The sequence below is a fragment of the Staphylococcus petrasii genome, assembly GCF_002902565.1.
Lineage (GTDB): Bacteria > Bacillota > Bacilli > Staphylococcales > Staphylococcaceae > Staphylococcus > Staphylococcus petrasii.
The window spans coordinates 1-23502 of sequence record NZ_PPRC01000005.1; the positions used below are offsets into that span (position 1 = coordinate 1).

At 35.2% G+C, this 23502-nt stretch carries 38 protein-coding genes; 1 reads left to right on the forward strand and 37 read right to left on the reverse strand.

Annotated elements, in window-relative coordinates; all coding sequences use genetic code 11:
• Nucleotides 1-311: 311 nt before the first annotated feature.
• The 35 genes from rpsI to rpsJ all read right to left on the reverse strand — a co-directional run bounded on the left by rpsI (nucleotide 312) and on the right by rpsJ (nucleotide 18969).
• On the reverse strand, nucleotides 312-704 hold the full coding sequence (rpsI, locus tag CD127_RS00595) for a 30S ribosomal protein S9 (RefSeq protein ID WP_011275150.1): 393 nt from the start codon (nucleotides 702-704) through the stop codon (nucleotides 312-314).
• 19 nt (nucleotides 705-723) lie between these two features.
• Nucleotides 724-1161 (reverse strand): 50S ribosomal protein L13, encoded by a 438-nt coding sequence (gene rplM, locus CD127_RS00600; protein ID WP_103297697.1) that lies wholly within the window; start codon nucleotides 1159-1161, stop codon nucleotides 724-726.
• Nucleotides 1162-1411: 250 nt separating this feature from the next.
• Complete coding sequence (truA, locus tag CD127_RS00605; protein WP_103365383.1) at nucleotides 1412-2215, reverse strand: tRNA pseudouridine(38-40) synthase TruA; 804 nt, start codon at nucleotides 2213-2215, stop codon at nucleotides 1412-1414.
• Nucleotides 2216-2219: 4 nt separating this feature from the next.
• The gene (locus tag CD127_RS00610) at nucleotides 2220-3026 is read right to left on the reverse strand and encodes an energy-coupling factor transporter transmembrane component T family protein (RefSeq protein ID WP_103365384.1); all 807 of its coding nucleotides are present in this window, start codon (nucleotides 3024-3026) and stop codon (nucleotides 2220-2222) included.
• The gene (locus CD127_RS00615; RefSeq protein ID WP_103365385.1) at nucleotides 3016-3879 is read right to left on the reverse strand and encodes an energy-coupling factor transporter ATPase; all 864 of its coding nucleotides are present in this window, start codon (nucleotides 3877-3879) and stop codon (nucleotides 3016-3018) included. Before CD127_RS00615 ends, CD127_RS00610 begins: the two co-directional genes overlap by 11 nt.
• A complete protein-coding gene (locus CD127_RS00620) occupies nucleotides 3876-4688 on the reverse strand; it encodes an energy-coupling factor transporter ATPase (protein ID WP_103365386.1) in 813 nt (270 codons plus the stop codon). Before CD127_RS00620 ends, CD127_RS00615 begins: the two co-directional genes overlap by 4 nt.
• 298 nt (nucleotides 4689-4986) lie before the next feature.
• Nucleotides 4987-5358 (reverse strand): 50S ribosomal protein L17, encoded by a 372-nt coding sequence (gene rplQ, locus CD127_RS00625; RefSeq protein WP_011275144.1) that lies wholly within the window; start codon nucleotides 5356-5358, stop codon nucleotides 4987-4989.
• 21 nt (nucleotides 5359-5379) lie between these two features.
• Nucleotides 5380-6324, reverse strand: coding sequence for a DNA-directed RNA polymerase subunit alpha (locus CD127_RS00630; RefSeq protein ID WP_103365387.1), 945 nt, complete (start codon nucleotides 6322-6324; stop codon nucleotides 5380-5382).
• A gap of 84 nt (nucleotides 6325-6408) precedes the next feature.
• Nucleotides 6409-6798 carry a 30S ribosomal protein S11 gene (gene rpsK / locus CD127_RS00635; RefSeq protein ID WP_000101625.1) on the reverse strand — a complete coding sequence of 130 codons (390 nt, stop codon included), beginning with the start codon at nucleotides 6796-6798 and terminating at the stop codon, nucleotides 6409-6411.
• 23 nt (nucleotides 6799-6821) lie between these two features.
• Nucleotides 6822-7187, reverse strand: a complete 366-nt coding sequence (gene rpsM, locus CD127_RS00640) for a 30S ribosomal protein S13 (RefSeq protein ID WP_002448629.1) — start codon at nucleotides 7185-7187, stop codon at nucleotides 6822-6824.
• 22 nt (nucleotides 7188-7209) lie between these two features.
• Nucleotides 7210-7323 (reverse strand): 50S ribosomal protein L36, encoded by a 114-nt coding sequence (gene rpmJ, locus CD127_RS00645; protein ID WP_001829709.1) that lies wholly within the window; start codon nucleotides 7321-7323, stop codon nucleotides 7210-7212.
• Between the two features lie 31 nt (nucleotides 7324-7354).
• Nucleotides 7355-7573 (reverse strand): translation initiation factor IF-1, encoded by a 219-nt coding sequence (gene infA / locus CD127_RS00650; protein ID WP_001829792.1) that lies wholly within the window; start codon nucleotides 7571-7573, stop codon nucleotides 7355-7357.
• A gap of 199 nt (nucleotides 7574-7772) precedes the next feature.
• On the reverse strand, nucleotides 7773-8423 hold the full coding sequence (locus tag CD127_RS00655) for an adenylate kinase (RefSeq protein WP_103297693.1): 651 nt from the start codon (nucleotides 8421-8423) through the stop codon (nucleotides 7773-7775).
• Between the two features lie 18 nt (nucleotides 8424-8441).
• Complete coding sequence (gene secY / locus CD127_RS00660; protein ID WP_103297692.1) at nucleotides 8442-9734, reverse strand: preprotein translocase subunit SecY; 1293 nt, start codon at nucleotides 9732-9734, stop codon at nucleotides 8442-8444.
• Complete coding sequence (rplO, locus tag CD127_RS00665; protein WP_011275139.1) at nucleotides 9734-10174, reverse strand: 50S ribosomal protein L15; 441 nt, start codon at nucleotides 10172-10174, stop codon at nucleotides 9734-9736. The genes secY and rplO overlap by 1 nt, the downstream gene beginning before the upstream one ends.
• A gap of 19 nt (nucleotides 10175-10193) precedes the next feature.
• A complete protein-coding gene (rpmD, locus tag CD127_RS00670) occupies nucleotides 10194-10373 on the reverse strand; it encodes a 50S ribosomal protein L30 (RefSeq protein WP_001096576.1) in 180 nt (59 codons plus the stop codon).
• A gap of 16 nt (nucleotides 10374-10389) precedes the next feature.
• Nucleotides 10390-10890, reverse strand: coding sequence for a 30S ribosomal protein S5 (rpsE, locus tag CD127_RS00675; RefSeq protein ID WP_103297691.1), 501 nt, complete (start codon nucleotides 10888-10890; stop codon nucleotides 10390-10392).
• Nucleotides 10891-10910: 20 nt separating this feature from the next.
• Complete coding sequence (gene rplR / locus CD127_RS00680) at nucleotides 10911-11273, reverse strand: 50S ribosomal protein L18 (RefSeq protein WP_103297690.1); 363 nt, start codon at nucleotides 11271-11273, stop codon at nucleotides 10911-10913.
• A gap of 54 nt (nucleotides 11274-11327) precedes the next feature.
• Nucleotides 11328-11864: a 50S ribosomal protein L6 gene (gene rplF, locus CD127_RS00685; protein ID WP_103297689.1), complete on the reverse strand. Its 537-nt coding sequence runs from the start codon at nucleotides 11862-11864 to the stop codon at nucleotides 11328-11330.
• Nucleotides 11865-11888: 24 nt separating this feature from the next.
• A complete protein-coding gene (gene rpsH, locus CD127_RS00690) occupies nucleotides 11889-12287 on the reverse strand; it encodes a 30S ribosomal protein S8 (RefSeq protein ID WP_002448514.1) in 399 nt (132 codons plus the stop codon).
• 30 nt (nucleotides 12288-12317) lie between these two features.
• Nucleotides 12318-12503, reverse strand: coding sequence for a type Z 30S ribosomal protein S14 (locus tag CD127_RS00695; RefSeq protein ID WP_001140799.1), 186 nt, complete (start codon nucleotides 12501-12503; stop codon nucleotides 12318-12320).
• 23 nt (nucleotides 12504-12526) lie between these two features.
• Nucleotides 12527-13066 (reverse strand): 50S ribosomal protein L5, encoded by a 540-nt coding sequence (rplE, locus tag CD127_RS00700; RefSeq protein ID WP_103297688.1) that lies wholly within the window; start codon nucleotides 13064-13066, stop codon nucleotides 12527-12529.
• A 25-nt stretch (nucleotides 13067-13091) separates the two neighbouring features.
• Nucleotides 13092-13409: a 50S ribosomal protein L24 gene (gene rplX, locus CD127_RS00705; RefSeq protein WP_002448459.1), complete on the reverse strand. Its 318-nt coding sequence runs from the start codon at nucleotides 13407-13409 to the stop codon at nucleotides 13092-13094.
• Between the two features lie 35 nt (nucleotides 13410-13444).
• Nucleotides 13445-13813 carry a 50S ribosomal protein L14 gene (gene rplN / locus CD127_RS00710; RefSeq protein WP_002466492.1) on the reverse strand — a complete coding sequence of 123 codons (369 nt, stop codon included), beginning with the start codon at nucleotides 13811-13813 and terminating at the stop codon, nucleotides 13445-13447.
• 31 nt (nucleotides 13814-13844) lie between these two features.
• A complete protein-coding gene (rpsQ, locus tag CD127_RS00715) occupies nucleotides 13845-14108 on the reverse strand; it encodes a 30S ribosomal protein S17 (RefSeq protein ID WP_011275131.1) in 264 nt (87 codons plus the stop codon).
• A 26-nt stretch (nucleotides 14109-14134) separates the two neighbouring features.
• Nucleotides 14135-14344 carry a 50S ribosomal protein L29 gene (rpmC, locus tag CD127_RS00720; protein ID WP_000644737.1) on the reverse strand — a complete coding sequence of 70 codons (210 nt, stop codon included), beginning with the start codon at nucleotides 14342-14344 and terminating at the stop codon, nucleotides 14135-14137.
• Entirely contained in the window at nucleotides 14334-14768 is a 435-nt protein-coding gene (gene rplP / locus CD127_RS00725; protein ID WP_103297687.1) for a 50S ribosomal protein L16, read from the reverse strand. Before rplP ends, rpmC begins: the two co-directional genes overlap by 11 nt.
• A gap of 2 nt (nucleotides 14769-14770) precedes the next feature.
• Nucleotides 14771-15424, reverse strand: a complete 654-nt coding sequence (gene rpsC, locus CD127_RS00730; protein ID WP_103297686.1) for a 30S ribosomal protein S3 — start codon at nucleotides 15422-15424, stop codon at nucleotides 14771-14773.
• A 23-nt stretch (nucleotides 15425-15447) separates the two neighbouring features.
• Nucleotides 15448-15801: a 50S ribosomal protein L22 gene (gene rplV / locus CD127_RS00735; RefSeq protein WP_103297685.1), complete on the reverse strand. Its 354-nt coding sequence runs from the start codon at nucleotides 15799-15801 to the stop codon at nucleotides 15448-15450.
• Between the two features lie 27 nt (nucleotides 15802-15828).
• The gene (gene rpsS / locus CD127_RS00740; protein WP_001829710.1) at nucleotides 15829-16107 is read right to left on the reverse strand and encodes a 30S ribosomal protein S19; all 279 of its coding nucleotides are present in this window, start codon (nucleotides 16105-16107) and stop codon (nucleotides 15829-15831) included.
• Nucleotides 16108-16171: 64 nt separating this feature from the next.
• Nucleotides 16172-17005, reverse strand: coding sequence for a 50S ribosomal protein L2 (gene rplB / locus CD127_RS00745; protein ID WP_103297684.1), 834 nt, complete (start codon nucleotides 17003-17005; stop codon nucleotides 16172-16174).
• A 39-nt stretch (nucleotides 17006-17044) separates the two neighbouring features.
• On the reverse strand, nucleotides 17045-17320 hold the full coding sequence (gene rplW / locus CD127_RS00750; protein WP_002448403.1) for a 50S ribosomal protein L23: 276 nt from the start codon (nucleotides 17318-17320) through the stop codon (nucleotides 17045-17047).
• Nucleotides 17320-17943: a 50S ribosomal protein L4 gene (rplD, locus tag CD127_RS00755; protein ID WP_103329036.1), complete on the reverse strand. Its 624-nt coding sequence runs from the start codon at nucleotides 17941-17943 to the stop codon at nucleotides 17320-17322. Before rplD ends, rplW begins: the two co-directional genes overlap by 1 nt.
• A gap of 26 nt (nucleotides 17944-17969) precedes the next feature.
• Nucleotides 17970-18632, reverse strand: a complete 663-nt coding sequence (gene rplC / locus CD127_RS00760) for a 50S ribosomal protein L3 (protein WP_103297682.1) — start codon at nucleotides 18630-18632, stop codon at nucleotides 17970-17972.
• A 28-nt stretch (nucleotides 18633-18660) separates the two neighbouring features.
• On the reverse strand, nucleotides 18661-18969 hold the full coding sequence (gene rpsJ, locus CD127_RS00765) for a 30S ribosomal protein S10 (protein ID WP_001118667.1): 309 nt from the start codon (nucleotides 18967-18969) through the stop codon (nucleotides 18661-18663).
• Nucleotides 18970-19367: 398 nt separating this feature from the next.
• Here rpsJ and CD127_RS00770 point away from each other — a divergent pair, with 398 nt between their 5' ends.
• Nucleotides 19368-19763, forward strand: coding sequence for a hypothetical protein (locus CD127_RS00770; RefSeq protein ID WP_103365388.1), 396 nt, complete (start codon nucleotides 19368-19370; stop codon nucleotides 19761-19763).
• 60 nt (nucleotides 19764-19823) lie between these two features.
• Here CD127_RS00770 and CD127_RS00775 read toward each other — a convergent pair whose 3' ends face one another.
• Together CD127_RS00775 and CD127_RS00780 are read right to left on the reverse strand one after the other, a co-directional pair.
• Complete coding sequence (locus tag CD127_RS00775; RefSeq protein ID WP_103365389.1) at nucleotides 19824-21158, reverse strand: NCS2 family permease; 1335 nt, start codon at nucleotides 21156-21158, stop codon at nucleotides 19824-19826.
• 112 nt (nucleotides 21159-21270) lie between these two features.
• Nucleotides 21271-23406, reverse strand: a complete 2136-nt coding sequence (locus CD127_RS00780) for a DNA topoisomerase III (protein ID WP_103365390.1) — start codon at nucleotides 23404-23406, stop codon at nucleotides 21271-21273.
• Nucleotides 23407-23502 lie beyond the last annotated feature (96 nt).

The following is a 23502-nucleotide window of genomic DNA, read 5'->3' on the forward strand; positions in this document are numbered from 1 at the left end:
ATATTAGGTAACTACTATAAAATGATTTTTTATACTCTTAATATTTAAATAATATAGCACGTCAAATAATTAGACAAAGTTATATCACTTATTATAATCAAGGTATTTTTCATATTTTTTATTTTATTTGTCATTTATGTTGATAAAATTAAATTGATAACTCCGAGAAAATAGCATAAAAGAACTAAATTATCTAATAGAAATGTAAATTAGTGAAATTAGTAATTCACATACTTAAATAAAAATCCATAAAAAAACACTTCTTGGAAATTTCCAAGAAGTGCTTGATAAAAACATGTCCGTTTCCAGCATTAACGTTTTGAGAATTGTGGAGAACGACGTGCTTTTTTAAGACCTGGTTTTTTACGTTCTTTCATACGTGGGTCACGAGTTAATAAACCTGCACGTTTTAAAGAACCTCTGTATTCAGGATCTGCTTCTAATAATGCACGAGCGATTCCGTGACGGATAGCTTGAGCTTGTCCTGTGAAACCACCACCGTGTACGTTAACTAATACATCATAGTTACCTTTAGTTTCAGTAACGTCAAATGGTTGGTTTAAGTCTAAGATTAATGATTCGAATGGTAAGTACTCACGTACGTCACGTTCGTTTACTGTGATATTACCTTCACCTGGTACTAAACGTACACGTGCTACTGAGTTTTTACGACGGCCTGTACCTCTATATTCAACTTGTGCCAATGTAATTTCCTCCTTTTAATTAACCACGTAACTCGTAGTTTTCTGGTTGTTGTGCAGCGTGTGGGTGTTCAGCGCCACTATATACAAATAATTTTTTACCTTGTTTTTCACCTAAACGTGAACTTGGTAACATACCTTTGATAGAAGTTTCAAGTAAACGTTCTGGGTTATTACGTTTTAACTCACCAGCAGTAACTGATTTGATACCGCCTGGGTGGTTAGAGTGACGATAGTAAATTTTATCTGATTCTTTTTTACCAGTTAATTCGATTTTTGCAGCGTTGATGATGATTACATAGTCACCAGTGTCAACGTGTGGTGTATAAGTTACTTTATTTTTACCGCGTAAGATAGATGCTACTTCTGATGATAAACGACCTAATGTTTGGCCTTCAGCATCGATAACATACCATTTGCGCTCAATGTTTGATTCATTTGCCATAAATGTTTGACGCATAATAATTGTCCTCCTAAAAATAAATGCTTCGTCTTAGATTGCAGGTACTCATCGCAGTCGAACCTACGAACGAGGCCTGCAACCTAGTTAATTCTGTTACGATTTCAAAGCGTAAATGTTCATTTATTTTATCCTGTATAATCTGCTTATATATCTTGTAACACAATAAGTTTCCGGGGCTTATCGTGGGATGATATAAAACAATACCGTTAACTATGTTATATTTTTTACTCTTGTTTGTCAATGCAAATTAGTCATTTTGTAACGATTTTTTATAATGAATTTTTATATCGTTTCCAAAGTCGTTAATAAGTTCTTCTGGCGCTAAATATATCTTCTCTAGATATAGTCCTTCTGCCGGTGCTGTAAATGGTACATTATTTCGATTTTTCTCTTTTAAAAGTGTTGGCACCTCGTCAGGTTGTCGTTTACCTTTTCCAACTTCAATAAGAAATGCCACTAATACGCGTACCATATTATATAAAAAGCCAGATCCTGTAACGATGTAATCAAAGCCTTCAGCAGTCTTCACTATTTCGCTTTGATATAACGTACGTTCTTTACTTTCTACCTCTGTCTTTTGAGAACAGAATCCTGTGAAATCATGTGTGCCAATAAAGTGACGTGCCGCTTCGTTCATCTTGTCTAAGTCTAATTCGTCTTTAATAAATGTCTTTAATCCACTTTCGAAGGGATTGCGATGCTCAGCTTGATAAACTTTATAGCGATAGCGTTTACCTACACAGTCATAACGGCAATGAAATTCTTCATCAACCTGTTGCACTTCTTTGACATAAATATCGTCAGGTAACGCACTATTCATGGCATACTTCCACTGTTGTGGCGCAATATTTAATTCAGTGTCAAAATGAAAGTACTGTTCATAGGCATGCACACCACGATCTGTACGACTTGAAGGATGAATGCGTACATGACGACGATGCATGCGTTTTAATATTTTTTCAAATTGCTGCTGAACTGTTCGTCCTTGCTGTTGAATTTGAAAACCTAAAAATTGACTTCCTTGGTACGAAATATTTACTAGAATTCGCACTATATTACACTCCAATGTATTTTAATATAAATAGTACAATAGCTATCGGAATGATACTTAATAAACAAATCGTATCTCTTAAGCGCCATTGTAACTTTCTATAGCTCGTTCTTTTAATATTAGCGTCATATCCACGCACTTCCATTGCGATAGCGAGCTCTTCTGCTCTTTGAAAAGCTGAAATAAATAATGGAATCATTAAAGGTATAAATGCTTTAATACGCGTTGCGAGACTACCTGAACTAATTTCAGAGCCACGTGACTTCTGAGCTAAGATAATTTTGTCTAATTCATCCATTAATGTTGGAATAAATCTTAATGCAATAGACATAATCATGCTTAGTTGATGCACAGGCACTTTAAACCATTTTAGTGGGGTTAATAACTTTTCAAAAGCATCAGTTAAATCAATTGGACTTGTAGACAATGTCATGATTGTCGCAATCATAACGATAGTAATTAAACGTAATGAGATATAAATACCTTCTAATATACCTTCACTATCAATCTTAATAAATCCAAATTCTACTATTCTTGTCCCGCCATGGGTAAAGAAGATATGCATTAAAAAAGTAAATATTAAAAAGATAAATATAGGTGTTAACCCTTTAATTAAAAACCAAAATTTAATTTTGGATAACATCATAATGAGTAAAATTAATAAAATAATCCAACCAAATGTCGCAAACGAATGAGCGAAGAAGATGAGCACAATGAACATGAAAACAAATGTAATTTTTGCTCTAGGATCTAAGTGATGTACCCATGAATCTAGTGGTAAATAGCGTCCAATGATTAACTTATTCTTCATGTTGTTGCCACTCCTGATATAGTTTTACAAATTCTTCTTCTGTTAAAGCTACGTCACTTAGCTCCGTATGATACTTCTGTTCAAAGTCTTTTTGTAAGCGAACGATATCTGGCAACGCAATATGCCATTCATTAAGTTGCGTTTCTTGCTTAAATAACTTTTTCGGAGAAATTTGTTCCGCTATGCTTCCTTCTTTCATCACGATGATTTCATCAGCATATTTAGCTACATCATTCATATCATGAGAAACAAGAATAATAGTCTTGTTTTGCTCTAGCTGTATTTTTTTAAATAATTCCATCACTTGGTGACGACTTTTAGGATCTAGCCCTGCTGTAGGCTCATCCAATATAATAACGTCTGGGTTCATTGCTAGTATAGAGACAATCGCAATTTTGCGCATTTGTCCTCCTGACATTTGAAATGGGGATAATGCCATGACATCTCTAGAAAAGCCAAGTTCTACTAGTAAATTATATGCGCGTGCTTTAACTTCTTCTATATCCATCTTAAAGTTACGTGGACCAAACTCAATTTCTCGTTCTACATTATCCTCAAAAAGTTGAGATTCAGGAAATTGAAATACTAATCCTACTTTTTGACGAAGTGGTCTAATGTGTTTATCTTTAGTTTTATGTGTGATAGTAAGATCGTTAAATTCTACAGATCCTGACGTAGGTTTTAATAAGCCATTAAAGTGTTGAATTAAAGTAGATTTCCCACTTCCAGTTTGTCCTACAATCGCATAATATTTACCTTGTTCTAAAGTAAGATTGATATTATTTAATGCTTGATACTCATAAGGTGTCCCTATTTGATAAGTATAAGTCACATCATTAAATGTAATCGTCATAATTTATCTACCAACCCTTCGTAGGTAGTATAATTATCTTTGAAGCCTAACAGATGATTCATTTTCATAGAGAAAGGTAAATCTAATCCAATCTCATTCAATTCATTAGCATCCTTAAAGATTGTTTGAGGCGTGCCTTCTTTAAACACTTGGCCTTCATTCATTACTACCATGTAGTCACCTTCCATGGCTTCTGTTAAGTCATGGGTGATTGAAATAATTGTCACATCTTTTTCTTGCTTCACTTTATGAATAAGTTTAAGGAGTGATTGTTTAGCTGATGGATCTAACATTGATGTGGCTTCATCAAGAATAATCACAGAAGGGCTTAATGCTAACACTCCAGCAATCGCTACCCTTTGCTTTTGTCCACCTGATAAAGATTGAGGTTCATAATCTTCATAGCTTAACATCCCAACATCTTCTAAAGCCTGCTTTACAATTTCATGCATTGCGTCATGAGGGACAGAATGGTTCTCAAGACCAAATGCAACATCATATTTCACAATTGATCCTACAAACTGATTCTCAGGATTTTGAAAAACAATTCCAATATGATTTCTTATGTCTCTAAGATTGTCTTCCGTCAACTTATGATCGTTGAAATAAATATTTCCCTCAGTAGCTGTTTCAATACCAACTATCAATTTAGCTAAAGTTGACTTACCTGACCCGTTATGTCCTACAATTGAAGTCCATTTGTTTTTAGGGAGAGCAAAGGACACATCTTTAAGCGTGAAGGATGAATCTCCTTGATATTGAAAATCAACGTGTTTAAGCTCAATAATATTGTTTTGTTGTGCCTTCACTTTGCTCCTCCTCCTAAAAACGTAGTTACTATCATATTTTACATGATTCCTTGCATTCTGTATATGAGCGAATACCAATGCATAAATAAAAGAGAGACATGGAAAGGTTCTATGTCTCTCTTAAGCAATATATATAAAATAAAAAAGCGCGCACCCCATCATATTTTAGTTGAGTTCACGCTTTAGAATAATATTTAATTGATGGGGCACTCTGAGCTAGACAATATTTGTATGTGGCAAACATTATCGTTGCACTCATTTGCTTTAGTATAAGTAGTTAGTGTATTTATATATAGAATTAATCTACTAATTCGATAATTACTGATTCAGCACCGTCACCACGACGAGGGCCTACTTTAAGGATGCGAGTGTAACCACCTTGACGTTCTGTATAACGTTCAGCAATTTCACCAAATAATTTTTGAAGTGCAGTTTGTGTAGTTTCATCTTCGTTTAAGATTTCAACATTACGTAATGTTTTTGCAGCATTACGACGAGAAGCTAAATCTCCTTTTTTACCTAAAGTGATTAATTTCTCAACAACACTACGAACTTCTTTTGCACGAGCTTCTGTAGTTTCAATGCGTTCACTAACGATAAGTGAAGTAGCTAAGTCACGTAACATAGCTTTACGTTGATCAGAAGTACGACCTAATTTTCTGTAACCCATGAGTTGACCTCCTTTAACTTATTAATCTTCTTTTCTTAAACCTAATCCTAAATCTTCTAATTTGTATTTAACTTCTTCAAGAGATTTACGACCTAAATTACGCACTTTCATCATATCAGCTTCTGATTTATCAGCTAATTCTTGTACAGAATTGATTCCTGCGCGTTTTAAACAGTTATATGAACGTACTGATAAGTCTAATTCTTCGATAGACATTTCAAGTACTTTTTCTTTTTGGTCTTCTTCTTTTTCAATCATGATTTCAGCATTTTGAGCTTCATCAGTAAGACCAACGAAAATATTTAAATGTTCAGTCATAATTTTAGCAGCTAATGATACTGACTCTTGTGGAGTGATTGAACCATTAATCCAAACATCTAAAGTTAATTTATCAAAATCACTACTTTGACCTACACGTGTATTTTCAACTGTATAGTTAACACGTTCTACAGGTGAATATAGTGAATCAACAGGAATTACACCAATTGGTAAATCACTAGTATTATTTTGTTCTGCTAATGCGTAACCTCTACCCTTATTAGCAACAAGACGAATTTTTAAATGTCCACCTTTAGACACTGTTGCGATTTTAAGTTCTGGGTTTAGAACTTCAACATCACTATCATGCGTAATGTCACTTGCAGTTACTTCGCCTTCATCTCTAACATCGATTTCTAATGTTTTATCTTCTTCAGAATAGATTTTAAGCGCTAATTTTTTGATGTTCATAATAATTGTTGAAACATCTTCAACGACATTATCTATAGCTGAGAATTCGTGTAAAACACCTTCGATCTCAATGTATTTAACGGCAGCACCTGGTAATGAAGATAGTAGGATACGACGTAAGGAGTTTCCTAGTGTAGTACCGTAGCCACGTTCAAGTGGTTCAACAACGAACTTACCGAATTTAGCATCTTCACTAATTTCAATTGTCTCAATTCTAGGTTTTTCAATTTCTATCATTTACAAAAATCCTCCTTAAATACGTCGACTTATTTTTTTAAACTGTTTCGCTCAGTGACCTGTAACAATAACAATCATTAAAAATTAGACGCGACGACGTTTTGGTGGACGACAACCGTTGTGTGGTACTGGAGTAACGTCTCTGATTGCAGTTACTTCTAAACCAGCTGATTGTAATGCACGGATAGCTGATTCACGACCAGGTCCAGGTCCTTTAACTGTAACTTCTACAGTTTTTAAACCATGTTCCATTGCTGATTTTGAAGCAGTTTCAGATGCCATTTGAGCTGCGAATGGTGTTGATTTTTTAGATCCTTTGAAACCTAATGCACCAGCTGATGACCAAGATAAAGCATTACCAAATTCATCAGTGATAGTTACGATTGTATTATTGAATGTTGAACGGATGTGAGCTACACCATTTTCAATATTCTTTTTAACTCTACGTTTACGAGATACTTGTTTACGTGCCATTTATATTTTGCCTCCTTTACCTATTATTTTTTCTTGTTAGCTACAGTTTTAACTGGACCTTTACGAGTACGAGCATTGTTTTTAGTTTTTTGTCCACGAACTGGTAAACCACGACGGTGACGGATACCACGGTATGATGAAATTTCCATCAAACGTTTAATGTTTAAGTTTTGTTCACGACGTAAGTCACCTTCAACTTTATAACCGTCTACAACTTCACGGATACGACCTAATTCGTCATCTGTTAAATCTTTTACGCGTGTATCTGCTGATACGTTAGCTTCTTCAACGATTTTTTTAGCTGTTGAAGTACCGATACCGTATACATAAGTTAATGAAATAACAACGCGTTTTTCACGTGGAATATCTACTCCTGCAATACGTGCCATATATATTTACACCTCTCTTTTATTAACCTTGTCTTTGTTTGTGCTTAGGATTGTCACAAATTACCATTACTTTACCTTTACGTTTAATGACTTTACATTTTTCGCAAATTGGTTTAACTGATGGTCTTACTTTCATTTTTATACCTCCCTATATTATGGAGTGACGATTATTTATAACGATAAGTAATTCTACCGCGTGATAAATCATACGGAGACATTTCTACAGTTACTTTGTCGCCAGGTAGAATTCGAATATAATTCATTCTAATTTTACCACTTACATGCGCTAAAATTTCATGACCATTTTCTAATTCTACTTTAAACATAGCATTTGGTAAAGTATCAAGTACTGTACCTTCTAATTCAATTACATCTTGTTTCGCCATTGATTAACTTCCCCCTTTTTACAATAGTAAGGTAATCGTCAATAGACAACTTCAACGATACGAATCTAATATAGTGACTAGTTATTATAAGTTTAACAAAATGCGGGAATTATTATCGTCTTTCGACACTCAGAAAATTAATTCTTGCCATAGAAACCTAATCAAAAATTCACTTACACATAGACCGTACTAAGTTGATCTATTTTAATTGATCTAAGATATCAATGACATCTTTGGTTACTTGATCAATATCTTTCGCACCGTCAATGTTATTCAATACACCTTTATCTTCGTAGTACTCTAAGATAGGTTTAGATTGTTTAACATTCACGCTTAAGCGATTAGATACTGTTTCTGGATTATCATCTTCACGTTGATAAAGCTTTCCACCATCGATATCACATACACCATCAACCTTTGGAGGATTAAATACAAGATGATAAGTTGTACCACATTTCTCACAGATACGACGACCTGTAAGACGATTCATTAATTCTTCCTCAGGAACTTCGATGTTAATTACAGCATCAATGTTTCTACCAAGCTCAGACATAATGTTGTTTAATGCCTCAGCTTGATCGATTGTTCTAGGGAAACCATCTAACAAGAATCCTTTTTTTGCATCGTCTTCAGAGATTCTTTCTTTAACGATACCTACAGTAACTTCATCAGGGACTAATTCTCCACGATCCATGTAAGATTTAGCTTCTTTTCCTAAATCTGTTTCATCTTTAATCGCTTTTCTGAACATGTCACCAGTAGATATATGTGGTATTGGGAATTTCTTAACAATTTCACTCGCTTGAGTTCCTTTACCTGCGCCAGGTAAACCCATTAAAATGATATTCATAAATTGCCCTCCTACAAATTATCTACCACCAAAGCCTTTATATTCTTTCTGACTCACTTGAGCTTCAAGTGATTTCATAGTTTCAATTGCTACACCAATAACGATTAATAAACTTGTACCACCAATTTGAATTGATTGAGGTAAGTTCATAAACTTAGTAGCTAAGATCGGTAAGATAGCAATAACAGCTAAGAAAATAGAGCCTACAAAAGTTAAGCGATAAAGTACTTTAGTAATATATTTTTTCGTTTGGTCACCAGGTCTAATTCCTGGTACATAGCTACCTTGTTTCTTCAAGTTGTCTGCCATTTTTTCAGGATTAACTTGAACAAAGGCATAGAAATACGTAAATGCAATAATTAAAATTACATAAACTATCATGCCGTAAGTGTTTGAAGGGTTAGCATATTCAGATATTGTTTGCGCCCAGTCAGCTTTAGGGAAGAACAACGTTAATGTTCTTGGCAATAGGAAAAATGCCATCGCAAAGATTACTGGGATAACCCCTGCTGAGTTAACTTTTAAAGGTAGATAAGTTGCCTGTGAACCTAATCTTTGACCTGTTTGTTTTTTTGCATATTGAATCGGAATTTTACGTTTCGCTTCTAAAACGTAAATAGCTCCCATTGTAAGCAAAATTAAACCGACAATTAACCCAATTACTTTTAACCATGCCAACGTAGTATCATCATTACCAACAAATGCCTGTTGTGCAAATTGGATAATTGATGATGGTAATGTTGACAAGATACCAGCGAAGATAATGATTGAAATACCATTACCAACACCAAATTGAGTGATTTGGTCACCAAGCCAAATTAAAAATGCAGTTCCTGCTGTTAATACAATAGCAATCAATAAATAACTCATGACAGATTGATGAACAATTAATCGACCGCCAAGGTAGTTATTAAATTGGAATGCCATACCAATTGACTGAATAAAAGCCAATATGATAGCGAAATAACGTGTTACATTGCTAAGTTTTCTTTTACCTACTTCACCTTGTTTGGCCCATTCAGTGAACTTAGGCACAATATCCATTTGTAATAATTGCATTACGATAGATGCAGTGATGTAGGGCATAATACCCATAGCAAATATTGAAAAGTTCTTTAAGGCTCCGCCACCAAACGTGTTAAGAAGAGCAGCGACACCTTGATCAGAACCTTGTTGTTCAAAAGGCTCTGGATTTACACCAGGAGCCGGAATATAAGTTCCTATTTTGAATATAACTAACATTGCTAAGGTAAAGAAAATCTTATTTCGAACTTCTTTAGTTTTAAAGAAGCTCACTAGCGTTTGGAACATTAGATCACCTCGTGTGCTCCACCTTTAGCATCGATAGCTTCAACTGCTGAAGCTGAGAATTTGTGAGCTTTCACTGTTAACTTTTTGTCAAGTGAACCGTTACCTAGTACTTTAATACCAGATTTTTCATTCTTAACTACACCAGTTTCTACTAATAAAGCTGGAGTTACTTCAGTACCATCTTCAAATTTATTAAGTTGGTCTAAGTTAACAATAGCATATTCTTTACGGTTAATGTTAGTGAAACCTCGTTTTGGTAAACGACGGAATAAAGGTAATTGACCACCTTCGAATCCAGGTCTTACGCCACCACCTGAACGTGCTTTTTGACCTTTTTGACCGCGACCACTAGTTTTACCATTACCTGAACCAGCACCACGACCAACACGGTTACGTACACGACGTGAACCTTCAGCTGCTTTTAACTCATGTAATTTCATTTTATAGGCACCTCCTTAATTATTTTTCTTCAACTGTTAATAAGTGTTTAACTTTGTTGATTTGCCCACGGATTGCAGGGTTATCTTCAACAACTACTGAGCTATTAGTCTTTTTAAGACCTAAAGCTTCAACAGTTTTACGTTGTGTTTCAGGACGACCAATAACACTACGAGTGAGGGTAATTTGTAATTTAGCCATTATTTATTTTCCCTCCTTAATTATATAATTCTTCAACTGATTTGCCGCGTAATTTAGCAACATCTTCAGCGTTTTTAAGGTTTTGTAAACCATTGATTGTAGCACGAACCATGTTAATTGGTGTGTTAGATCCTAATGATTTACTTAAGATATCAGTGATACCTGCTAATTCTAATACGGCACGTACTGGACCACCAGCGATAACTCCTGTACCAGGTGCAGCTGGTTTCATAAATACGCTACCAGAACCATAACGACCAGTGATAATGTGTGGAGTTGTTCCTTCAACACGTGGAACGACTACTAAATCTTTTTTAGCTGCTTCTACAGCTTTTTTGATAGCTTCAGGTACCTCTTGTGCTTTACCAGTACCGAAACCTACACGACCATTTTTATCTCCAACTACTACTAATGCAGTGAAACGGAAACGACGTCCACCTTTAACAACTTTAGCAACACGGTTAATTGTAACAACGCGTTCTTCAAATTCTTTCGTTTCTTCTTCTCTACGAGCCATGTATTTGTCCCTCCTTTAAATTAAAATTCTAATCCGCTTTCTCTAGCAGCTTCAGCTAATGCTTTTACACGACCATGGTATAAGTAACCGCCACGATCAAATACGATTTCTTTAATACCTTTGTCAGATGCTTTTTTAGCAATTGCTTCTCCTACTTTAGTTGATAAATCAACTTTTGAAGAAGATTCGTTAGCAATGTCTTTATCTTTTGATGAAGCTTGAGCTAATGTTTGACCATTAACGTCATCAATGATTTGAGCATAAATGTGTTTGTTTGAACGATATACATTTAAACGTGGTTTTTCAGCTGTACCTGATAATTTAGTACGCACACGAGCATGTCTTTTCAAACGCACTTTGTTTTTATCAATTTTACTGATCATACTATTACTCCTTTCTTGAGAGAGTTATCTATTATTTACCAGTTTTACCTTCTTTTATTTACCAGTTTTACCTTCTTTACGGCGAACATATTCACCTTGGTAACGGATACCTTTTCCTTTGTAAGGTTCTGGAGGTCTTACTGAACGGATATTTGAAGCGATAGCTCCAACTTGTTCTTTAGATACACCAGATACGCGTACTGTTGTGTTTTTCTCTACTGCGAAAGTAATGCCATTTTCAGCTTTAATTTCAACAGGATGAGAGTAACCAACGTTTAATACTAAGTCATTACCTTGCATTTGAGCACGGTAACCTACACCAACAAGTTCAAGTGTTTTTTCAAAACCTTGAGAAACACCTTGTACCATATTGTTTAATAAAGCACGAGTTGTACCGTGAACTGTTCTGTCTTCTTTAGAATCAGTAGGTCTTACAACTTCTAATGTGTTTTCTTCTTGTTTGAAAGTCATTCTTTCATTAAATGTTCTAGTTAATTCACCTTTTGGACCTTTTACAGTAGCTGTATGACCATCAAAAGTTACTGTAACGTCGCTAGGAATGTCAATAATTTTCTTACCAACACGACTCATGTTATGGCACCTCCTTATTTATTATTACCAAACGTATGCGATAATTTCTCCACCAACATTACGTTTTCTAGCTTCTTTATCAGTGATAACACCTTCAGAAGTTGAAACTAATGCAATACCTAAACCGTTTAATACTTTAGGTACTTCGTTAGCTTTAGCATAAACACGTAAACCTGGTTTAGAGATACGTTTTAATCCTGTGATAACACGTTCATTGTTTTGTCCATATTTTAAGAATAAACGAATAACACCTTGTTTATCATCTTCAACATATTCTACGTTTTTAATGAAACCTTCATTTTTTAAGATTTCAGCAATTTGTTTTTTAATGTTAGACGCAGGTAATTCTAATTTCTCGTGACGCACCATGTTTGCGTTTCTTACACGAGTAAGCATATCTGCGATTGGATCTGTCATTGTCATTGATTGTTGCCTCCTTTCAGACTCTTTATATTACCAGCTAGCTTTACGTACGCCAGGAATTTGGCCTTTGTAAGCTAATTCACGGAAACAAATACGGCATAATTTGAATTTACGATATACAGAATGTGGACGACCACAACGTTCACAACGAGTATATTCACGTACTGCATATTTTTGTTTTTTCTGTTGCTTAGCAACCATAGAAGTTTTAGCCACTTAATTAGCCTCCTTTTTAGAGATTATTTACGAAATGGCATACCGAAGTTTGTTAACAATTCACGAGCTTCCTCGTCAGTGTTAGCAGTTGTTACGATAACAATATCCATTCCTCTTACTTTACTTACTTTATCATAATCGATTTCTGGGAAAATTAATTGTTCTTTAATTCCTAAAGTGTAGTTACCGCGACCATCGAATGCTGTTTTAGAAACACCTTGGAAGTCACGTACACGAGGTAATGAAACTGCGATTAATTTATCTAAGAATTCATACATTCTTTCTCCGCGAAGAGTAACTTTTGCACCGATTGGCATACCTTCACGTAAACGGAATGTTGCTACTGATTTTTTAGCTTTTGTGATTAATGGTTTTTGACCAGTGATTAATTCTAACTCTTCAACAGCATTATCTAATACTTTAGAGTTTTGAACTGCATCACCTACACCCATATTTACAACGATTTTTTCGATTTTTGGTACTTCCATTACAGAACTGTAGTTGAATTTTTTCACTAAGTTTTCAGTAACTTCAGTATTGTATCTTTCTTTTAAACGGTTCAAAGTGGATCCTCCTTTCAACTAGTTATTAATTATTAGATTTGATTTCTTCGCCTGATTTTTTAGCGATACGAACTTTTTTACCATCTACAAATTTGTAACCAACACGTGTAGGTTCATTTGTTTTAGGGTCTAATAATTGTACGTTAGAAACATGGATAGCTGCCTCTGTTTCTAAGATTCCACCTTCAGGATTTAATTGAGTTGGTTTTTGGTGTTTTTTAATAACGTTAACACCTTCCACAACGACACGGTCTTTTTTAGGTTCAGTAGCGATAACTTTACCTTCTTTACCTTTGTCTTTACCTGCGATAACTTTTACGTTGTCACCTTTTTTGATATGCATGTGGGCACCTCCTTAAATGATTTGGTTTATATATATTAAAGTACTTCTGGTGCTAATGATACGATTTTCATGAAGTTACCTTCACGTAATTCACGAGCAACAGGACCAAAGATACGAGTACCACGTGGGCCTTTGTCATCACGAATGATAACACATGCATTTTCATCAAATTTGATATAAGAACCATCATTACGACGTACGCCTGATTTAGTTCTAACTACAACAGCTTTGACTACGTCACCTTTTTTAACAACGCCACCTGGTGTTGCATTTTTAACAGTACATACGATAACATCGCCGATGTTCGCTGTTTTGCGACCAGATCCACCTAATACTTTAATTGTAAGAACTTCACGAGCACCAGAGTTGTCTGCTACTTTTAAACGTGTTTCTTGTTGGATCATTAGTTAAACCTCCCTTATCTCTAATCTTGAATTAAATAATTACTGATTCTTCAACAATTTCTACTAAACGGAAACGTTTAGAAGCTGATAAAGGACGAGTTTCTTGAATTTTAACAATGTCCCCTAATTTAGCTGAGTTGTTTTCATCATGAGTTTTATATTTTTTAGAGTATTTTACTCGTTTGCCGTATAATTTGTGTGTTTTGTAAGTTTCAACAAGTACAGTAATAGTTTTGTCCATTTTATCTGAAACAACTTTACCTACATAAACTTTACGATCGTTTCTTTCACTCACTTTTGTAACCTCCTCTTTCATATAAATTATTGATTAGCTTTACTTTGTTCGATTTCTCTTTCACGAGCAACAGTTTTTAGACGTGCAATCGTTTTTCTAACTGTACGAATACGTGCAGTTTCCTCTAATTGACCTGTAGCTAACTGAAAGCGTAGGTTAAAAAGCTCTTCTTTTGAAGATTTGATTTGTTCTTCGATTTCTGAAGTGGTTAAGTCTCTAATTTCCTTAGCTTTCATTTGTTTCACCACCCAATTCTTCACGTTTTACAAACTTAGTTTTTACAGGAAGTTTGTGACTTGCTAAACGTAATGCTTCACGAGCTACTTCTTCAGATACACCCGCAACTTCAAATAAGATTCTACCTGGTTTCACAACTGCGATCCAGCCTTCAACAGCACCTTTACCGGCACCCATACGTACTTCTAAAGGTTTTTTAGTATATGGTGTATGAGGGAAGATTTTAATCCAAACTTTCCCGCCACGTTTCATATAACGTGTCATAGCAATACGAGCAGATTCGATTTGACGAGATGTGATCCAAGAAGTTGTAGTTGCTTGTAAACCATACTCACCAAATGTTACAAAGTTACCGCCTTTAGAACGACCAGTTGTTTTTGGACGATGTTGACGACGATATTTAACACGTTTTGGTAGTAACATTATTATTTTCCTCCTTCACTAGTATTCTTAGTAGGAAGAACTTCACCACGATAGATCCATACTTTAACACCTAATTTACCGTAAGTAGTGTCAGCTTCAGCGTGTGCGTAATCAATGTCAGCACGTAAAGTATGAAGTGGAACAGTTCCTTCTGAATATTGTTCAGCACGAGCAATGTCAGCTCCGCCTAAACGACCTGATACTTGAGTTTTGATACCTTTAGCACCAAGTTTCATAGCTCTTGAAATAGCTTGTTTTTGTACACGACGGAATGAAGCACGGTTTTCTAATTGACGTGCGATATTCTCAGCAACTAAACGAGCATCGATATCAACTTTTTTGATTTCGATAACGTTAATGTGTACTTTTTTATCAGTTAATGTGTTTAATTTGTTACGAAGTTTTTCAATTTCAGAACCGCCTTTACCAATTACCATACCTGGTTTACCAGTGTGAATAGCAATGTTAATACGGTTAGCAGCACGTTCGATTTCAACGTGAGAAACTGATGCTTCTTTTAATTCGTTATCAATAAATTTACGGATTCTTAAATCTTCGTGTAAAAGTGAAGCGAAGTCTTTTTCAGCGTACCATTTAGCTTCCCAGTCACGGATGACTCCGACACGAAGTCCGATAGGATTAATTTTTTGACCCACAGTATTCCCTCCTTAAATAATTATTAAGCTTCTTTAGCTTCTTCTTTACCGTCACTTACGACGATTGTAATGTGGCTTGTACGTTTGTTAATTGCACTTGCACGACCTTGTGCACGTGGACGGAAACGTTTTAAAGTTGGTCCTTCGTTTGCATATGCTTCTTTAACAACTAACTCATCAGTGTTCATGTCATAGTTGTGTTCAGCATTTGCTAAAGCGGACATTAATACTTTTTCGATTACTGGTGATGAAGCTTTGTTAGTTAATTTTAAAATTGCAATAGCTTCTCCAGCACTTTTACCTCTAATTAAGTCAAGAACTAATCTTACTTTACGAGGTGCGATTCTGATTGTTCTAGCAACCGCTTTTGCTTCCATTAGGATTTCCTCCTCTACTTCTATTTATTATCTTCTAGTTTTTTTATCGTCTGCAGCATGTCCTTTGAATGTACGAGTTGGAGCAAATTCACCTAATTTGTGACCTACCATATCCTCAGTTACATATACAGGTACATGTTTACGACCATCGTATACTGCAAAAGTATGACCGATGAAATTTGGGAAAATTGTAGAACGACGTGACCATGTTTTGATTACTTGTTTCTTTTCACTTCCGTCTTGAGCTTCTACTTTTTTCATTAAATGATCATCGACGAAAGGTCCTTTTTTAATACTACGAGCCATTTGGGCGCCTCCCTTCTTATTGTGTGCGTGCAGCTGTTACGCCGCACACCCAAATAAGTTGTTATTATTTTTTCTTACGTCCACGAACGATAAGTTTGTCTGATGATTTTTTACCACGACGAGTTTTCTTACCAAGAGTTGGTTTACCCCATGGTGACATTGGAGATGGTCTACCGATAGGAGCACGACCTTCACCACCACCGTGTGGGTGATCGTTAGGGTTCATTACAGAACCACGAACTGTAGGACGGATACCTTTCCATCTTGAACGTCCGGCTTTACCAACGTTAACTAATTCGTGTTGTAAGTTACCAACTTGACCGATTGTAGCACGGCATGTTGATAAGATCATACGAACTTCACCAGAACGTAATCTGATTAATACGTATTTACCTTCTTTACCAAGTACTTGTGAACTTGCACCTGCTGAACGAGCAAGTTGTCCACCTTTACCAGGTTTTAATTCGATATTATGAATTACAGTACCAACTGGAATGTTTTGTAATGGTAATGCATTACCAACTTTGATATCTGCATTTTCACCACTTTCAACTGTTTGGCCTACTTGTAATCCTTTAGGAGCGATGATGTAGCGTTTTTCACCATCTGCATATACTAATAATGCAATGTTTGCTGAACGGTTTGGATCATATTGAATTGAATCAACTTTTGCAGTGATTCCATCTTTATTACGTTTAAAATCGATAACACGGTATTGACGTTTGTGTCCTCCACCATGATGGCGAACAGTCAATTTACCTTGGTTGTTACGGCCCGCTCTTTTCGGTAGCGGTTGTAATAATGACTTTTCAGGTGTTGATTTCGTAATTTCTGCGAAATCTAAGCTAGTCATATTACGACGACCATTTGTTATTGGCTTATATTTTTTAAGAGCCATTGTCGCTTACCTCCTTAATGGTAACATTTATTTTATTTTTTAGTTGAATAAATCGATTGAACCTTCTTTAAGTTTAACAATCGCTTTTCTTCTTTTGTTTGTATAGCCTTGGTAACGGCCCATACGTTTTTTCTTAGGTTTGTAGTTGATGATGTTAACACTTTCAACTTTTACGTCGAAAATTTCTTCAACTGCAATTTTAACTTGTGTTTTGTTAGCACGAGTATCTACGTCAAAAGTATATTTGTCTTCAGCCATAGCTTCAGAAGATTTTTCAGTGATTACGGGGCGCTTAAGAACATCTCTTGCTTCCATTATCCGAGCACCTCCTCAACTTTTTTCGCAGCTGATTCAGTGATAATAACACTATCAGCGCTAGTAATATCTAATACGTTTAAACCTTGTGCAGTGCTTACTTGTACACCAGGGATGTTACGTGCAGATAATTCAACATTTACGTCATCATTTTCAGTTACAACTAAAACTTTTTTAGGTTGTTCAAGTGTAGTTAATACATTTTTGAATTCTTTTGTTTTTGGAGCATCAAAACCAAAAGTATCAACAATTGTAAAGTTGTTTTCTTGAACTTTGAATGATAATGCTGAACGTAATGCTAAACGACGCATTTTCTTAGGCATTTTGTATGCGTAACTTCTTGGAGTTGGTCCGAATACGATACCACCACCACGCCATTGTGGAGCACGAATTGTACCTTGACGCGCACGTCCTGTACCTTTTTGTCTCCATGGTTTACGTCCACCGCCGCGTACTGCTGAACGGTTTTTAACTGCGTGAGTTCCTTGACGTAATGAAGCACGTTGTAAATTAATTGCTTCGAAAAGAACACTGTTGTTTGGTTCGATAGCGAATACTGAATCGCTTAATTCAACTGAACCTGATTTAGATCCGTCTACTTTTAATACATCATAATTAGCCATTATGCTTTTCCTCCTTTCGCTACTTATTATTTATTACCTTTTTTAATTGAAGTTTGGATTTCTACGAAACCTTTTTTAGGTCCAGGTACATTACCTTTTACTAAAATAACATTGTTATCAGTGTCAACTTGAACTACTTCTAAGTTTTGAACTGTAACTGTGTTACCACCCATACGTCCAGGCATTTTTTGGCCTTTGAATACTCTTGAAGCATCTGAAGCCATACCTACTGAACCTGGCGCTCTGTGGAAATGAGAACCGTGAGCCATTGGTCCACGTGCTTGGCCATGACGTTTAATTGCACCTTGGAAACCTTTACCTTTTGAAGTACCTGTTACATCAATGATGTCTCCAGCTTCAAAAGTATCAACTGTGACTTCTTGACCTACTTCGTATTCATCAACATTAACGTTTCTGAATTCACGAATGAAGCGCTTAGGTGCTGTGCCTGCTTTTTTAGCGTGACCTTCAGCTGGTTTGTTAGCATATTTATTTGATTTAGCATCTTTTTTATATGCTTTTTTGTCTTCAAAACCTACTTGGATAGCGTTATAACCATCAACTTCTTCAGTTTTCTTTTGTAATACTACGTTTTGACTTGCTTCTACTACTGTAACTGGGATTAATTCACCGTTTTCTCCGAATACTTGAGTCATCCCAATTTTTCTTCCTAAGATTCCTTTGGTCATCGAAAGTCCACCTCCTAAAATTTATCTATTATAATTTAATTTCGATGTCTACACCAGATGGTAAGTTTAAGCCCATTAAAGCATCAACTGTTTTTGGTGTTGGGTTAACAATATCGATTAAACGTTTATGTGTACGTTGTTCGAATTGTTCACGAGAATCTTTGTACTTGTGTACCGCACGAATGATTGTATAAACTGATTTCTCAGTTGGTAATGGAATTGGTCCAGAAACATCTGCACCAGAACGTTTTGCAGTTTCAACAATTTTCTCTGCTGATTGATCAATCACTCGGTGATCATAAGCTTTTAATCTGATTCTGATTTTTTGTTTTGCCATAATTTTCCCTCCTTGTTCGTCTACATTTAAGTGATAGACTTCTCCACGAAAACTATCTCACACAACGCCATGGCAAAGCGGCCGGGTGTGTCAGTAACCTTTCGCTTCATCGCTTTCTTCAAGTCCAACATTAGATATGATACATGAAAAACATTGATAAATCAAGGTTTTTCTGTAACTTTTTATGTCCTTGTCTAACACATACTTTAGTATTGTACTGGAAATGTTTATGTAGTTCAACCATTTTGGGTAAATTTTTTCCCTTTTTTTCTAAATTTCATTATAATGGGTATATAAAGTAATGAGATGAAGTCAATTTCACTACATTAATGAATGTTTTAATAACTAAAATATCTCATTTATTTCATGCTCATGAATAATATGGAGGTGAATGATTAATGAAAAGCAGTGTTAAAGTTACATTAGCGATTCTAAGTATCTTTCTATTAGCATGTGAATTTTTCTATGGCATTCCATTTTTAGGAGGCAGCGTCATTTTAAGTTTTGGTTGGCATCCTCTTTTACTGAATGCTTTCTTATATTTAATAGTAGGAATTGTTTTACTTGTTGATTCTCAAAACGCTATTAAACCAATGGCAGTTATTCCTTTAATAGGTATTATTGGTTCATTTATTGCTTTTATTCCTGTTGTCGGTATGTTTACGCACTGGGTGCTCTTCTTCTTAATGGTATTCTTTTTATTTATCGTTTTAAGTGCACCAACGTATCTTCCTAATAAAGATGCTCGCGTAATTTATACTCAACATAAAGACAGAGATGAACATCGCAGATAATTTTTAATAATAGACAAAAGACGAGGCAACCTCCTTTAAAGGCTGCCTCGTCTTTTATTTTTAACCGTGTACAAATACAAAGTATAAAATGAATAATACCATTAATACATACATAATTGGATGTACTTCTTTATGTTTTTTAGTAATTAACATTGTAATAGGATAGAATACAAATCCACATGCAATACCAGTCGCAATTGAATATGATAAAGGCATCATAATAATTGTAATAAATGCTGGTACAGCTACTTCAAATTTCTTCCAATTAATTTCCGCAAAGTTTGCAGCCATTAAAATACCAACTACTACTAATGCTGGCGTAGTTACAGCACTTGTAACCACTTCAATTAATGGACTAAAGAATAGAGCTAATAAGAAACAGAAACCTGTAACAACACTAGCAAATCCAGTACGTGCACCTACAGCTACACCTGACGTTGATTCGATATATGATGTAGTTGTTGTTGTACCAAAGATAGCACCTACAATTGTCGCTAATGAATCAGCAAATAAAGCTCTACCTGCTCTTGGTAATTTATTATCTTTCATCATTCCTGCTTGTGTTGCAACTGCAACTAATGTTCCTGCAGTGTCAAAGAAATCAATAAAGAAGAAAGTTAAGATAACAATTAAGAATTGAATAGTAAATAATTGACTTGGATCTTTAAATGCTTCAAATGCTGCACCGAATGTTGGTGTGATACTTGGAATCTTACCTACCACGCCTGATGGTGGATGAATTAAACCAGTTAACATACCTGTAACCGCAGTAATAATCATACCAATGAAGATTGAACCAGGTACTTTTTTAGCATAAAGAATAATTGTTACTACAATACCAAAGATTGCTAATAATACTGGACCTTTTGTTAAATGTCCAAGTGTCACTAAAGTGGAATCATTTTTCACAATAATTCCTGCACTTTGTAAACCTACAAATGTAATAAATAACCCGATACCTGCTGAAACAGCCATCTTCATCTGATAAGGAATAGCATTAATAATCGTCTCTCGCCACCCAGTAGCAGTTAAGATAGCGAAGAATATTCCTGAACAAAGCACACCAGTTAAACCAATTTGCCAAGGAATACCCATTGTTAAAACAACTGTAAAAGCGAAGAATGCGTTAAGTCCCATACCTGGCGCTAAAGCGATTGGATATTTAGCGATAAGTCCCATGAATAATGAACCAACGAAAGCGGCTAGTGCTGTCGCAACAAAGATTGCGCCTTGATCCATTCTCATATCTTCAGATACGCCTTTGACTCCAGCTAAACTTAAAACTTGTGGGTTAACGGCTAAGATATACGCCATTGATAAGAAAGTTGTGATACCACCGATGATTTCTTTCTTATAGTTAGTACCATACTTGTCGAATTGGAAGTATTTTTTCACGGCTTTAAACTCCTTTTTTTGAAATACTTTAATATTTTAATATTACTTTCCAAAAAATACAATACTAAAAACGAACTTTCATTAAAAGATAACGCTTTAAGTTCGATTTTATCTAAAGTTTTAAATTTTTCAGTGCATCTTTAAACGGATTATTGTCGATTGTTTCATCTTTATTCATATATTTCTTCATATCTTTTTTAGAAACTTTACCGCTCGTTTTATTTTTCAATCGTTGATCCATATGTGCTTGCGTTTCTGTATGTCCACACACGCAACGATAGACTGCATCTTTCCCTCTGCCGAATAACGTCATTTTCTTTTTACAGTTTGGACAACGTGCATTGGTTTTACGTTGCACATTCTTCTTCGTATTACATGACGGATCTTGGCAAACAAGCATCTGACCATTTTTCGTTTTTACTTTAATCATGAATTTCCCGCATGTCGGGCATTCTGTCGTTGTTAAGTTATCATGCTTATATTTTTGTTCGCTGTTTTTAATTTTATTGACGATATCTTTCGTAAAACCTTTCATTTCGTTGATGAATTGTTGGGCGTTGTATTTCCCCTTTTCAATCATCAATAACTTCTCTTCCCATTCAGCCGTTAATAATGGTGAAGTGAGTTCTTGAGGCGCTAACTCTAATATTTGTTTACCTTTTGACGTTACTTTGATCTTGCCGTCTCTTGATTCAATCGCATTAATATTAAACAGTTTTTCAATAATATCCGCTCTAGTCGCAACTGTACCAATACCGCCAGTTTGTTTAAGCGTATTTGCGTGTTTTTTATTATTTAACTGAATATAGTTTTGAGGATTCTCCATCGCTTTAAGCAACGTACCTTCATTAAAGTACTCAGGCGGCGTCGTTTCATGTTCATTCACTTTAATATTTTGAATTTTGTACGTTTCCCCTTTTTGAAAATGAAGTTCCTGTACTTGATGTTCTGAATCTTTTCTAAGCGCCTTAAATCCTAATTGACGTGTCACTTTGTCATTAAACTCAAAGCTATAATTGTTGACATCTAACTTCACTTTAACCGCTTCATATTCATATGGCATCATCAACGATTCTAAAAATCTTTCTGCTACCATTAAATAAACTTTCTCTTCCCTATTACTCAAACTTTGCATATCTGGACGTACTTCTGTTGGAATAATAGCATGGTGATCCGATACTTTCTGATTATTAAAGATACGCATTTTAGATGAATATGATTTATTAATTAATGGACGGATATTTTCCTTATAATCTGTAGCTAACAACGCCTGTAGACGTTCTTTAATTGTATCTGCCATATCTTCTGATAAATAATTAGAATCCGTACGTGGATACGTTAATATTTTATGGCGTTCGTATAAATTTTGAATAGTATTTAACGTCTCTTTAGGCCCCATTTTGAATCGTTGATAGGCTTCTTGTTGTAAATCCGTTAAATTATAAAGTGGTCTAGGATAACTTTTCTTCATTTTTGATTCTACATACTCAATGCGCCCCTGTGCATGTTTAACCTTTTCAGCAATCGTATCAATTTCACCTTTATGCATTATGCGCTTATCTGTTTTTAATTGAAAAGTCACGCCGTTAACTTGTACGCCTAATGTATAGTATTTCTGAGGCTTGAAATGATTAATGTCTTGTTGACGAGATTGCACAAGTTGAATTGTTGGAGTTTGTACTCTACCTAATGATAATTGCGCATCATATTTCGTAGTTAACGCGCGTGTCGCATTAATACCAACAATCCAATCCGCTTCACTACGTGCTAATGCAGCGCGATACAGATCATTATAGGCTCTACCGTCTTTTAAATGTTTAAATCCTTGTTGAATCGCTTTTTTAGTCACCGAACTAATCCATAAACGTTTAATGGGTTTCTTGTTTCTTACTTTATCCAATATAAGACGTGCGACAAGTTCCCCTTCTCGACCAGCATCTGTCGCAATAATAATGTCTTTTACTTCTTTTTTTAAAATGAGGGATTTAACCGTTTTAAATTGCTTACTAGTCTTTCCAATCACAATCGTTTGCATGTGCTTAGGAATGATAGGTAAATCTTCAAGTTTCCATTCTTTATAAGCTTTATCATAATGTTCTGGTTGTGCATTGGTCACAAGATGCCCTAGTGCCCAAGTAACAAAGTAACGCTCATTTTCAATAAAGCCGTTACGTTTCCCTTTTATATTTAAAGCTTCAGCAATATCACGTGCGACTGAAGGCTTTTCCGCTAAGATAAGTGATTTCATAAAACTTTCCTTTCAATATAACACTTGGTTATAGACAAATTTTATTCATATGTCTCTAATTGTAACATGTAAAGCAATGGACATAACTTTCATTTA